This window comes from Adlercreutzia equolifaciens (assembly GCF_029076695.1).
GTDB lineage: Bacteria > Actinomycetota > Coriobacteriia > Coriobacteriales > Eggerthellaceae > Adlercreutzia > Adlercreutzia equolifaciens_A.
Window position 1 is genome coordinate 256,596 of the sequence record NZ_JARFIK010000001.1, and the last position, 12,878, is coordinate 269,473.

The 12,878-nt window shown below is 62.5% G+C and carries 12 protein-coding genes; all 12 read right to left on the reverse strand.

Features of this window, described 5'->3' with window-relative positions:
* Positions 1 to 18: 18 nt before the first annotated feature.
* The 12 genes from PZH32_RS00810 to PZH32_RS00865 all read right to left on the reverse strand — a co-directional run bounded on the left by PZH32_RS00810 (position 19) and on the right by PZH32_RS00865 (position 12,793).
* The gene (locus PZH32_RS00810; RefSeq protein ID WP_275205736.1) at positions 19 to 588 is read right to left on the reverse strand and encodes a S4A5 electrogenic sodium bicarbonate cotransporter 4; all 570 of its coding nucleotides are present in this window, start codon (positions 586 to 588) and stop codon (positions 19 to 21) included.
* Positions 589 to 1,248, reverse strand: a complete 660-nt coding sequence (locus PZH32_RS00815) for a hypothetical protein (protein ID WP_275205737.1) — start codon at positions 1,246 to 1,248, stop codon at positions 589 to 591.
* Entirely contained in the window at positions 1,248 to 1,871 is a 624-nt protein-coding gene (locus PZH32_RS00820; protein WP_275205738.1) for a DUF4860 domain-containing protein, read from the reverse strand. The genes PZH32_RS00815 and PZH32_RS00820 overlap by 1 nt, the downstream gene beginning before the upstream one ends.
* Complete coding sequence (locus PZH32_RS00825; RefSeq protein ID WP_275205739.1) at positions 1,868 to 2,203, reverse strand: hypothetical protein; 336 nt, start codon at positions 2,201 to 2,203, stop codon at positions 1,868 to 1,870. Before PZH32_RS00825 ends, PZH32_RS00820 begins: the two co-directional genes overlap by 4 nt.
* Complete coding sequence (locus tag PZH32_RS00830; protein WP_275205740.1) at positions 2,196 to 3,248, reverse strand: type II secretion system F family protein; 1,053 nt, start codon at positions 3,246 to 3,248, stop codon at positions 2,196 to 2,198. Before PZH32_RS00830 ends, PZH32_RS00825 begins: the two co-directional genes overlap by 8 nt.
* 14 nt (positions 3,249 to 3,262) lie before the next feature.
* On the reverse strand, positions 3,263 to 4,225 hold the full coding sequence (locus PZH32_RS00835) for a transglutaminase-like domain-containing protein (protein ID WP_275205741.1): 963 nt from the start codon (positions 4,223 to 4,225) through the stop codon (positions 3,263 to 3,265).
* Between the two features lie 4 nt (positions 4,226 to 4,229).
* A complete protein-coding gene (locus tag PZH32_RS00840; RefSeq protein WP_275205742.1) occupies positions 4,230 to 7,226 on the reverse strand; it encodes a hybrid sensor histidine kinase/response regulator in 2,997 nt (998 codons plus the stop codon).
* 62 nt (positions 7,227 to 7,288) lie between these two features.
* Entirely contained in the window at positions 7,289 to 7,651 is a 363-nt protein-coding gene (locus PZH32_RS00845) for an Hpt domain-containing protein (protein ID WP_275205743.1), read from the reverse strand.
* A gap of 32 nt (positions 7,652 to 7,683) precedes the next feature.
* Positions 7,684 to 9,795: a bifunctional diguanylate cyclase/phosphohydrolase gene (locus PZH32_RS00850; protein ID WP_275205744.1), complete on the reverse strand. Its 2,112-nt coding sequence runs from the start codon at positions 9,793 to 9,795 to the stop codon at positions 7,684 to 7,686.
* 162 nt (positions 9,796 to 9,957) lie between these two features.
* Positions 9,958 to 11,193 carry a phenylacetate--CoA ligase family protein gene (locus PZH32_RS00855; protein ID WP_275205745.1) on the reverse strand — a complete coding sequence of 412 codons (1,236 nt, stop codon included), beginning with the start codon at positions 11,191 to 11,193 and terminating at the stop codon, positions 9,958 to 9,960.
* Between the two features lie 393 nt (positions 11,194 to 11,586).
* Positions 11,587 to 12,252 (reverse strand): Dabb family protein, encoded by a 666-nt coding sequence (locus PZH32_RS00860; protein WP_275205746.1) that lies wholly within the window; start codon positions 12,250 to 12,252, stop codon positions 11,587 to 11,589.
* Positions 12,245 to 12,793, reverse strand: coding sequence for a hypothetical protein (locus PZH32_RS00865; protein ID WP_275205747.1), 549 nt, complete (start codon positions 12,791 to 12,793; stop codon positions 12,245 to 12,247). The genes PZH32_RS00860 and PZH32_RS00865 overlap by 8 nt, the downstream gene beginning before the upstream one ends.
* Positions 12,794 to 12,878 lie beyond the last annotated feature (85 nt).

Genomic DNA, 12,878 nt, shown 5'->3' on the forward strand with positions numbered 1-12,878 from the left:
GATGCTTCTCCTTTTTCGCTAGCCGAGCCACAGGTTCTCGCCTGTGCCGTCGTCGGTCCACTGAGTAGTTACTTTCCATTGCTCAAGCGTGTAGCTGTCGTTTTGAATGCTCAGGACGCACAGCAGCTGACGCCCGCTTTCCATGGCGAAGGTAGCGGTTATCTGCGCCCCTTCTATAGCACCTGAACAGGTAATCTGGCCCGCATCACCCACGGCAACGCCCGGGGCCGCAGCGCCGTCCATACCTTCATCGGCGATGGCCTCGCCGGTGGCGCCATCGTCGGTGATGGTCTCGCCAGCAGATTCACCGGAGTCAGCCTCGGGCGAGGACGCCTCGATGCCCCATTCAGTCAGCACGGAAGCCAGGTTGCCCTGCTTCAGGGCGCCGTCCACCTCGGACAGAAACCTCTGACCCGCTTGCTCCAGCTGGTAGGTCTCGGTGGTGGTGGCCGCTTGGCGCTCGGTGATGGACAGCTCGGCGCGGGCCGTGGTCAACGACAGCACCGCCAGCACCGAAAGGCACAAAATGATAATGAGCGTGAACAGGCTGATGGGGCCGATGCGCACAGAACCATGGGGTTTTGCCATTTACGCCACCTCCCCGTCATCGCCGCCAACGCCCTTGACGTCGGCCAAAGGCAAGCGATCGTCGTGAATGTCAAAGACGCCCGACACGTAGGCCGAGGTTTCCAGGGTATACACCGGCTCGACCGTACGGTCCACCAGCGTCAACTCGTAGACGGCCTTCTCGGCATCGGGCGTATCGATGCCGACCACGTCCTGCTGGTCCCACACGTTGATGGTGGCATGGAACAAGGTGCCGGCCGCCGTGGGCTCGGCCGCCACTTCGCGCACAAGCAGCAGGTTGTCCTGGTACACCACGTTCGTGTCGGTCTCGTCAGCCGCCATAGACTGCGCTCCCACCACAGCCTGGGGGTCGGCGGCAAACTGCTCGGCGGAATTCGATGCCATGATAAGGGCGTCCATCAGCTGGGCGCTCTCGCGACCGCTGTTTTCCGCATCGGCGTTGAGCGACATGAGCACGGCCAGCGAGCCCGTCAGGAACACCAGCAGCAGCAACGCCTCCACAATGAAGGCGGCACCGGGCCAGACGGCCCGATCGGCGCGGGCGCGGCCCACGTGCTGATGATAGCGCTCCAGGCGACGATCGCCCTCGCGCACGCCCGCGGCGTGGGTGGCCACCGAGTAGTCGGCCATGGACCGGCGCTTGGAAGATCCTCCGGCCATCAGCGCTCACCTCCCCCGCAGCGCAGCGCCACCGTTACCTGCCCGGCATCGGTGGTAATGGTCAGCAGCCCGTTTTCGTAGGAGAAATCGAACATCGAGGCTTTTACGATCGGCGTGGCCTTCTCAGGATCGTAGGGCGCGTCGGCCAACGCATACTCCTCCATGATGGTGTCGTCGTAGCGGTAGAGGCGCGTCTCGTAGACGCCGGAATCGATGGTCTCGCGCAGCACCAGAGCGGGCCCTTGCAAAAGGCTGCCCTCGGTAACCTCGGCGCTCTCGGCCATGGCGGCCTGACCCAGCTGGGTGTCGCCCTCGGCCAGCTCCAGCGTAACCTCTTCGCCGGTGACCCAGGCGCGGGCCACCGCGTCAATCTGATCGTTGGCGCGCACGTCGTTGGCCAACAGCGTCAGGGAGAGGCGCTGATTGTCGGCCACTTCGCCTTCTTGATGGAGCGCTTTATAAACGTTTGTACCCGCCAGAATGGCCATCAGCAGCGTGATCACAAACAGCGCGAACAGGATGCCAGTGAACACGCGACCGAAATCGCGCTCGCGGCGGCGGGGGTTGCCGCCGTAGGCCTTGCCCGTGGCTTGGGCGCTCATGGCGGTGGCAGATTTGCTCATCGGGGCATCACCACCACGCTGGGAGGCACATTCGCCGCAAAGGCCTCGTAGGTAACAACGTAATCGGCGTGGTTCACAATCAAGCCGTAGTGCTCTTCCAAATAGGTGAGGGAAGCGGGGTACGCTCCCTCTACCGCGGCGCACTGCAAGGCGGCGTCCATCACGGCGTTGCGCACCGACAGGGCACTTTGGGCCTCGGCCTCCACGTTCGCCGAGTCCCAGGTGAACCACAGCACCACGGCAAGCACCACGGCCACAATGGCGCCGACCACGCGGCGCGCCTGGCGCTTCTTAGTTGCAGCTGTCCGTCCGTGAATCATGGCTCTAGCCAATCGATCCCATGATGCCGATGAGCGGCATCATGACCGAAATGAGCGTGGCGCCCACGGCAATGGTCAGAAACGCCGCCAGCGCGGGCTCGATGTTGTCGATGGCGGAGTCAATTTGCAGAATGGCATCGTCGAAGAAGTTGGCCGACAGGCGGTCGAGGGCCGCGTCGAGCGAGCCCGAGCGCGTGCCGATGGTCAGCATGCGCGCATGGATCTGCTCGAACACCTCGGCCTCGCTAATGGCCTGGGCCAGCGACCGCGGCTGGGCGGCGTCGATCATGAGCCCGTAGGCGGCTTGGCCCTTGGCTTTGAGCCCCGCATGCTCTACGACTTCCAGGGCCTCTTTCATGGCCATATCGGTGTTCACGCCCGAAGCGGTGTAGGCGGCCAGGGCCGAGGCGAAGCGCGACACGGCCAGCTGCTCCATGGCCGGGCGCGTAGTGGGGAACTTCTCGAACAGATGCATGACCGTCATGCGGCCGCTTTCCGAACGCGAGGCCACCACCAGGCCCAACGCCGCAATGGTGCACACCAGGGTAATGCCCAAAGCCACCCAGCCAATGCCAATGGACAGCCCCACGGCGTTGAACGAGCCGTTGGTCAGCGAGCCGGCCATGGACACGTACACGTCCTCGAACACCGGCAGGATGATAATGACCGTAAAGGCCAGGATAAGACTCATGATGCACAGCAGCGCCGCCGGATAGCCCACGGCCGAGCGAATTTTCGCGAACAGGCGGTCCTCTTCATCGTAGTAGACGCCCAGGGCCCGCAGCACTTCTTCCAAACGACCGGCGTTCTCGCCCACGCCCACCATGTCCACCGCATAGCGCGGGAAGGCACCGGACTCCCGCATGGCCTGGGCTAGGTTCTGGCCCCGATTCAGCGTGCGGTATACCGACTCGCAGGTGGTCTGAAGAGCCGTGTCGCCGATGTCCTCGGACAACATGCCCACGGCTTCGTCGGTTTGGATGCCGGCCGCCAGCATCATGGCGACGCTCTCGCAGAAAAGGCTGATGCCTGCGCTGTCGAGTTTTGGTTTGGCCATGGTCTCCCCTGTTCCTAATAGGTGTATCGATCGGTATAGCTGGTCCCGTCGCCGATGGTGCTTGCGGCACCGCTGGCGGCGAAGGTCAAGTCAACCCGAGACCAGTCGTTTGGCTTTATGCTGATTTCAACGCTCACCCATTCCCCATCAATATATACCATGTTCCAGGCGTGATAGACGTTATCAGGGGAAACGTAGCCGGTTACCACCTTGCAAGGTATCCCGAGGCTGCGCAGCATGGCGGCGCCCAGGGAAGCGTAGTCGAAGCAAATGCCCGTGCCCGAGGCAAGGGTCTCGTCGGGGTTGGGCACGTAGCCGGTTACCTCGGCCAACTGGACGGCCTTGTCGTGGTCGTAGGTGATGTTGTCCACCACCCACTCGTAGATGTTGCGCACAATGTCGGCCTGGTTGGCGCAGCCCTGGGCCAGTTCGCGCGCCTTCGCCGTCACGGCCGAGGACTCGTCGTAATCCACGAACATGTTGGGCACCAGGAAGGGTGCCACATCGCTGTTCAGCTTCACGTTCTCGATGACGCTGAACAGCTCGACATAGTTGTTGCCCGAAGTGTTCTGCATAACGCGGAAGTTGTAGGGGCCGTCGCCCATGTTGAGCGGCACCACAATGGGCGTGTTGTCGCCGGGCAGATCGTAGTTGTAGCTCATCTCGCCCTTGCTCACCTGGAACTTCAGTCGCGACGAGCTGGTAGCCGCCGCGCCCACATAGCCCTCGGCCAGACACGAGGTGTCGATGGCGCAGTCATTGCCGGTTTGGGCGGCATCGCTGTGGAAGGCCGACAGGGAAAGAGAAGAGGGCGGAGTGTAGTCGGGACCGGACGTGGAGCCGCCATCGCCCTCGGCCGCCGCAGAGCTGCCGCCACCGGCGCCGCCTTCGCCACCACCGCAGCCAACCAGGGAGAACGCCAGCACAAGGGCAACGCACCCTCCCAAGAAGCGGCGATATGTCGACGGACGGGCCATGGGCTTACAACCACTCGTTCAGCGTTTTCACCAGAAGCTCGATTTCCATGGGCTTCGACATGTGGGCGTTCATGCCCGCCGCGCGGGCGCGGGCCACGTCGTCGGCGAAGGCGTCCGCCGTCAGCGCCACAATGGGAATTTCGCCCAAATCCGTACGCGGATCGATGACGATGCCGTCAAGGCCCTTGCCCTCGGCCGAGGCGCGGATGGCGCTGGCCGCCTGATAGCCGTTCATGACGGGCATTTGGATATCCATGAACACCAAGTCATAGTGGCCGGGCTCGGCATCCAGCAGCATCTCCACGGCCCGGCGACCGTTTTCGGCGTGATCCACCTCGAGGCCCGTCATGCCCAGAATGTCCAGGGCAATGGCCGCAGCAATGGAATTATCCTCGGTCAACAGCACCCGGTGTCCGCTGAAGTCGCTTTGCTGCAGCACCTCGTACTCGCTGACCGGCTCGCCCGACTCTTCCTCCAGCAGCCCCTTCATCACATGAATGAGGCGGCTGCGGAACAGCGGTTTGGAGATGAAGGCATCGACGCCCACTGAGCGCGCCTCCTGCTCCACAGCCGTCCAGTCGTAGGCGGAAAGAATGATGATGGGCAGATCCTCGGTGACTATCTCGCGAATTTCACGGGCGGCCTCGATGCCGCTTTTGCCGGGCATCTTCCAGTCCAGAATGATGGCCACGTAGTCGCGGGCCTCCTCGACGGCGCGGCGCACCGCCTCCACTGCCTCTTCGCCCGAAAGCACGTAGTCGGCTTCCATACCCACACTGTGCAGCAGCTCGCAGGCGCTTTCGCAGGAGGCTTCCTCGTCGTCGGCCACCAGCACGCGCAGCCCCTCGAAGGTGGACAGATCGTGGGAGTCGCCCTCGCGCAGTTTCATGTACACGGTGACGGTGAAGGTGGTGCCCTCGCCCAGCTTGCTCTGCACGTCGATGGTGCCGTTCATGAGGTTTACTACCGAGCGCACAATGGACATGCCCAGGCCCGTGCCCTCCACCTTGGTAACGCGGGAATCGTTGGCGCGGGTGAAGGGCTCGAACACCTTCTTCACGAAGTCCTCGGACATGCCGCAGCCGGTGTCCGAGAAGGTAAACTCGTAACATCCCGAGCCCTTGATGCGGCTGGGCAGCTCCTTGATGCGCAGGCTGACGGTGCCTCCCTCGGGAGTGAACTTCACCGAGTTGCCCATGATGTTCACGAACACCTGCTGCAGACGCATGGGGTCGCCCACCACATGCTCGTGCTCGATGTCGGCAATTTCCACCTTGAGCTCAAGCTTCTTGTCGTTGATCTGCGGCGTCATGATGGACAGCAGGCTCTCCACCGTTTCGGGCAGGTCGAAGTCCTCCTCCGACAGGCCCAAGTTGCCGCTCTCGATCTTCGCCATGTCCAGCACCTCGTTGATGAGGCCCAGCAGATGGCGGCTGGACGTGGTGATCTTCGTCAGGCAGTCCTTCACGCGCTCCGGATCGTCCAGGTACATGGTAGCAATGGCCGTCAGCCCCATGATAGAGTTCATGGGCGTGCGGATGTCGTGGGACATGGAGTTCAGGAAGTCGCTCTTGGCCTTCGAGGCGCGCTCGGCCTCGCGGAACGCGTCTTCCAGGGCATTGTGGTTGGCAATCTCGCGCTCCTTGACGTCGGTGACGTCCTGCACCGACATGAGCACGCTTTGCACCACGCCGTTATTGTCGCGCACCAGGGGAATCATGGAGGCCTGGTTCCACGACACGTCGCCCGTCTCCGGGTCGGTGAGGCGGTACTCAAGATGCAGGTAGGGCACGTCCGCCGTCAGATGCTCCTGAATGTACTCGGGCGTGAGCATGGCCTTCATGCGGTCGGCTTCTTCCTCATCGGAGAAGCGCGTCTGCCAGTAATAGCGGAACATGTTGTATTCGCCATGACGCGGCAAATCGTCCTTGATGCCGTCGTCCTTCAAGTACTCGTAGGTATTGTGCACAAGATCGATGACGGCGAATCGCTGGAATAGCGCCAGCGACGAGTTGACTATGCCCGTTACGTGCTCGCTCTCCGACAGCAGCTTCGAGCGTTGGCGAATGGACTGCACCAGGAAGTAGGCAGCCACACCGGCCAGAGCCAAGGCCACCAGCGCCACGAACACCATGCCGGCCAAGTTGGCGCGCGCCGTCATAGCATCCGTAATGGAGCTGGGGAAGGTGCGCATGAGCATCCAGTCGTAGTCGGGCAACTGCATGACGTAGGCCATGCCGCTTCCCGCATCGCCCTTGTAGTCGAACGTGACGGAGGAGCCGTTATGGAAGGCTTCTTCCAAGTCGGCACGGGTGATGTCGCTCGACGAGCCGTTCTCGAAGTAGAGATCCTGGGCATTGTCTACTTCATTGGCGTAAACCATAGAAGAAGAGTGCGCCACCACGGTGCCGTCACGAGTGCAGAGGTAGGTGCTTGTCTGCTCACCGAAGAAGTAGGTGGCCAGGAAGTCCTCCATGGAGTCTTCGCGATAGGCGCCGGCAATGACGCCGATGACTTCACCGTCGTAGCGCAGGGGGGTATAGAAGATGACTGACAGGTCACCGTAGAAGAGCGAATCGTCGGTGGCACAGACGCCCGAGTCGCCCTCGATACCGCGCACGTAGTACTCGCGATCGGAGGCGTCGCCAGCCTGGCCCCGGTCGTCGACGGTCAAGCCGTCCATGGCCGAAAACGTGACGTAGTCGAACTTCGTGGTTTCAGCGAGCACCTTGATGCCCTCGATGCTGGCCTCATCGGCGCTCGTCAAGCCTCGTTCGTACATAGCGGACAGCAGTTTGACCTCGGTTTGAGAGTCGGTCATCCACTCGCTGATGCGCCGCGCCGACTGCTGGGTAGAGCCTTGCAGATACTGGGCGTTCTGATCGTTGATGCGCGCAGCATTCATAGAGATAAACACCGCGAACGCCGCCATGACCACCGCAATGGCCAATACCACGACAATAATGCGGCCGCTTTTTATCTTACTATCCGTTCCGGTCATGAACCTTTCCTTCCGGAAGCCGCGCTGCGCACCCCCATGTACGACGCCGCCTTTTCCGCTTGCTAGATGATAGCGATGGAGTCGACCACCAAGGAATAGGCGTCACGCACCGCCGGCAGCAGCTCGGGCACCTTCTCCAGCGCCGCCGGCATGCCGGCATCGTCCAGGCGCAGAGCGTCGGACAACGCCGCCGACGCCTCGAACAGCGGCGTGAAGCCCAAGTCGCGGCTGACGCCCTTCAGGGTGTGAGCGCCGCGGTAGGCCTCGGGGAAATCCCCTGCTTCCAGGGCATTCTCCAGGGTTTGCAGAGAGGTGTCCTGCAGGAAGATCTTCGCGAACTTCTCGATGCGCTCGTCGGTGAGCAAGCGGCCGCGCACCGTTTCCAGGTCGCCGCCCATGGCAGCGTAGGCAATCTCCAAAGACATGTCGTTTCTCCTTAACTGTTGGTACGGCCGCGCTACTGGCCCTCTTCTCCGGCATCGATGCCCGACAGCGCCGTGTGGCTGCCGTCGGTCAGGGAATGCTGCTCTTCTTCGTTCAGATCGTCATAGAAGACGAAACCGCCGCGCCCGCTGCGCTTCATGTGGTACAGGGCCACGTCGGCACGACGGAACAGCTCGTCGTAGTCGCGCACGCCGCCCTCGGTGGTGGCCACGCCCATGGACACCGACAGCGGGAAGCCCTCGAATTCGCCTTCCAGCGAGCCGTGGATGCGCTCGATAAGCGGCTGCGGATTGACCGGGCACTCCATGCACAGCAGGAACTCGTCGCCGCCCACGCGGGCCACAATGTCGTCGCCGCGGACGCTGTCCTGCAGACGACTGGCGAAGTGCTGCAGCACCTTATCGCCGAACTGATGGCCGTAGTTATCGTTGGCCTGCTTGAACAGGTCAAGATCGCACACGGCCAGCACGAAGCGATCGGTATCGCGGTCGCGATCCTGGCCGTCGCCCAAACGGTCGGCGATAACCTTGCGGGCAAAGGCGCCGTTCACCACTTCCGTAAGCGGATCGTGGTAGGCCTTGAACTGCAAGTCGCGCAGCTGGGCCTGCTGATCGTCGATGTCGATGAACTTGCCGATAGAGCCCATGTAGGACGGCGGGTTCTCCTCGCTCCACAAGGCGCGGGCCAGCGCATGGAGCCAGCGCGTCTCGCCCTCCACGGTCACCTGCATCTCCATGTCCACCACCGGGTCGTCCGGAGTGGTGGCGCGCAGCAGCGTGCTCATGGCCGTCAAGTTCTCCGAGCCGAACACCTGACAGAAGGCCTCGTCGTTATAGGGATCCATGACAATTTCCGGCAGGCCCAGCTTGCGCTCGGACCAGTCGGACAGCACGATCATGGGCGGTTCCTCGGTAAACTCGAACTGCACCTCGTTGCTCATGGAGGCGAAGAAGTGGTACTTCATGCGCTCGTAGTCCAGCAGCTCCAGGGTGCGGCTGGATACCTCGGCGTCGCCGGCCGCATCGAGGGCCGTTTCCACCAAACGCTGCGTATCGTTCGTGACCTCGCGGCCCGTGACGCCGCGGTTCAGACGGCTTTCCAGCTCGCCGGCCACCTCGGTGAGGCACTGGAGGATAAGCGGGTTGAAGGTGCCGCACTCCCCGTCGCGAATCATGCGCAGGGCCTCTTCGTGGCTGAAGGGGGGCTTGTACACGCGGGGGCTGGTCAGGGCGTCGTACACATCGGCCAGCGCCACCACTTGGGCCGAGATGGGAATCTCCTCGCCCTTCAAGCCGTCGGGATACCCGCGGCCGTCGTAGCGCTCGTGGTGCCAGCGGCAAATTTCCCAGGCCACCTTCACCAGCTTCTCGTCCTTGTACAGCTCCAGATCGTCCAGCATCTGGGCACCCACGGCCGAGTGCGTCTTCATGATGGCGAACTCTTCGTCAGTGAAGCGGCCCGGCTTGTTGAGAATTTCCTCCGGGATGGCAATCTTGCCGATGTCGTGCAAGCTGGATGCCATGGAGATGAGCGAGATGTCCTCGGGGGTCAGGTCGTACTGATCGGTCAGGCGCACCAAGTGAGTAAGGATCATCTCGGTCATGGCCTGCACATTCAGCACGTGCATGCCGCTTTCGCCGTTGCGGAACTCCACAATGTGCGACAGGATGTACACCATGAGGTTGTTGGACTTCTCGCGCTCGTACACCTGGTCGGCCACCATGCCCATAAGGTTGCGCTGCTTCTGGTACAGCATGAGCGTGTTCATGACGCGGCGACGCACGATGTTCACGTCATAGGGACGGTTGATGAAGTCGGTAACGCCCAACTCGTAGGCACGCTCGATATAGGCCGCGTCGGATTCGGCGGACACCATAATGACCGGAATGTCCTTGATCCACCCGTTGCGGTTCATGACCTCAAGCACGCCAAAGCCGTCCATCTGCGGCATGACGTAGTCGAGCAGCACCAACGAGATGCCCGAGCCTTCTTTCTGCATAACCGCCACGGCCTGCTTGCCGTCCTCGGCCTCCAGAATACGGAAGCTGTCGCCGATCATGTCGGCGAGCAGCGCTCGATTCAGCATCGAGTCATCGACGATGAGGATAGTCTGCTTATTGTTCAAGCTCGTGTTGATGGCTCTCTCCTTCCATCGGCGGCTTTGGTTCTTTTTCAGCGCCCCACAGCGCCTGCTCTCTGCCAAGCGCCCCACGCGCCTGGGTGCGCACCCCCTTTCGGGCGGAGTGCCCACCGGACGCCTCACGTCCGGTGCCTCCCGGGCCGCCGCTTAGTAGCGGCTGTCGAAGATGCGCTTCGTCTTCTTCTCGGAGCGGGGCAGCTCGCCCAGCGGCACGCCCTTGGCCTCCGGGGTGCAACCGCACTTCGCCTTGAAGATGAGGGCCAGCTCTTCCTCGCAGCGGGCCAGGGCCTCGCCCTCCAGCGGCGTTTCGAACAGCACAGTAAGCACGTCGTGGCCGTCCACGGCCTCGATCATGACCTGGTACTCCGAGCTGGTGCCGTCGGTGGCCTTGATAACCTCTTCCACCTGGGCCGGGAACATGTTGCAGCCCTTCACCTTGAACATGTCGTCGGTGCGGCCGGTGAGCGTGGCAATGCGCGGGTGGCGGCTGCCGCAGGAGCAGGCGCCCGGCACAATGCGCGTAAGGTCGTGAGTACGATAGCGAATGAGCGGCGCCCCCTGCTTGCGCAGCGTGGTGAGCACCAGCTCGCCCTCTTCGCCGTCGGGCAGCACCTGGCCGGTTTCAGGGTCGACAATCTCGATGTAGACGAAGTCGTCCCAGATGTGCATACCGTCGTGGGCGTCGCAGGAAATGCCGATGCCCGGACCGTAGACCTCGGTGAGGCCGTAAATGTCATAGATCTCGATGCCCAGCTCGTTCTGGATGCGGCTGCGCATCTTCTCGCCCCAGCGCTCGGAACCGATGACGCCCTTCTTCAGGTGCAGCTTGTCGCGCAGGCCGCGCTTGGTGATTTCCTCGGCCAGCAACAGAGCATAGGAGCTGGTGGCGCAGAGCACCGTGGACTTCAGGTCCTGCATCATCTTCAGCTGCTTCTCAGTGTTGCCGGGGCCCATGGGAATGGCCATGGCGCCCAGACGCTCGGCGCCCAGCTGAAAGCCGATGCCCGCCGTCCACAGGCCGTAGCCCGGGGTAATTTGGATGCGGTCGAAGGGCGTGATGCCCGCCATTTCATAGCAGCGGGCGAACTGCGTGGCCCAGTCGATGACATCCTGCTGAGTGTAGGGGATGATGACGGGCGTGCCCGTGGTGCCCGAGGAACTGTGGATGCGCACGATCTCGTCGTCGGGGACGGCCTGCAAGCCCAGGGGATACACCGCGCGCAGGTCGTCCTTCTCCGAGAACGGAAGCTGCTCGAAGTCGGCCTGGGTACGTACCGCGGCCACGTCGATCCCCTCGAATTTCTTCGCATAGAACGGCGAGCGCTCCTTGATAGTGGCCAGCTGGCCCGTGATCATTGTTAGCTGCTCTTCGGTCATTTCCATGGGGGTCGAGTCTCCTTCAAAATCCACACTTCTCTCAAGTGTGCTTCATTCTAGCAAACTCCAGCCCTGCACGGGGGCTCACTCCACGGTAATCCCGCAGGGGGAAACACGACGTGAGCCACGGATTTCATGACTGGGAAGGTCGGCTTATTGTCAGAGCGTCGAAGAAGGAGGGTGAGTGGCGGGGCGACCGGCCCGGGGGAGCTGCGGAGGAATGTGCTCCCACAACCAGCTTCAAACAAGAAAGCCCCCGTCGGGAGGTAGACGGGGGCGTAAAGCTGAACCACGAGGTGTGGCCGAAACAAACCTCAGACCGAGCCGCTCTTCAGCCAGCCGAAACTCGGGCCGAGTCGATCTGCAGCCAGCCGAAACTCGGGCCGAATCGCTTTCTCGCTAGGCGAAGTTCGCGAGGAAGGGCTTCTCCTGGGCCATGTACGGAGTGCACAGGTTCACGTTCGCGACCCACTCGGCGCAAGCCGGCTCGAAGAACTTGTCCACGTACAGGAAGTGGAACGGCGTGGTCATGTACTTGCCGAGGAAGCTCATGGGCTCGTCGAAGTCGCACTCGTAGGCGTAGGCCCACTCGTCGGTGCCCTCGGACTCCACCACGCGGGCGAACTTGCAGTTGCGCAGGCCCGGCACGTGATCGGCCATGTCGTTCATATGGGCTTCCATCTTCTCGATCATCGCCGGATCAGCACCTTCGCGAATGCTGAAGAACAGGATGCGGTGGCAGGTGGAGTTCTCCTTCTCCTGCAGCAGCAGGTCGCCCTCGCCGTAGGCCAGAAACTCGCAGTTGGCCACCTTGGAGGGGTCGGTCATGAGCGCCTTCAGATCGCCCCAGGCCGCGCCACCCTTGGCCGCGTCGTAGGCCGCCTGATCGGCAAAGCCCACTTCGCAGACGAAGTCGCCACCGGGCATGGGCGGCTCGAGCACCTTGTCGGCCAGAAAGACGTCGCTCACCGCCGCAGCCGCCGTGCGTGCATCGGCGACGAACTGATCCTTGGCCGCATCGTCCATACCCTCGGCGAAGGTGACGGCAAAAACACCACTAAACATTATTGAGCACCTCCATGTAGCTTTCCGAAGCAGAGTACACGCGATCGACCGACACGGCCTTGCCGCGCACCTCGGCCCACCACTTCACATACTCGGGGTTGTAGCGCGTGGCCGAGGAATAGGCCCACGCCGCCTGGGCGATATCGGGCATCGTCCACTCGATCTCGATGATGCTCGAATCCTTGTCGAGCCAGATGGCCGGCGCCACGGTGGCGCGGACGAACGTCCAGCCAGCACCCTCCATCAGCGGCTTCATGTTCGTCATGAAGTCATCGTAGAGGGCTTTGCCCTCGCCCGGTTTGGCCGTCAGGCGATCGACGATGTAGACCACTTCGTCGCCGCCGGTGGCCGCCAGGCCCTCGTTGGTTTCCGTTGCCACGTTTGCCTCCTGTTCCGTCGGGTCTTCCGTGTTTCCCTCCGGTGCGGACGCCTCTGTGGTACCGCCGGTGCATCCGGCAAGCAACCCCAGGGACGCAACACCGACGCAGGCGCCAGCCGCCACAAAAGAGCGGCGGGTCAGGCACGGTGCGCTTTGCCTCATAGTCTCCCCTTTCTTGACAAATCCCCCTTCGAAAGATAGGCTCGGCTGCTGAAAAGCTTCCACTTTCACCGACGTTCCCGCCTCT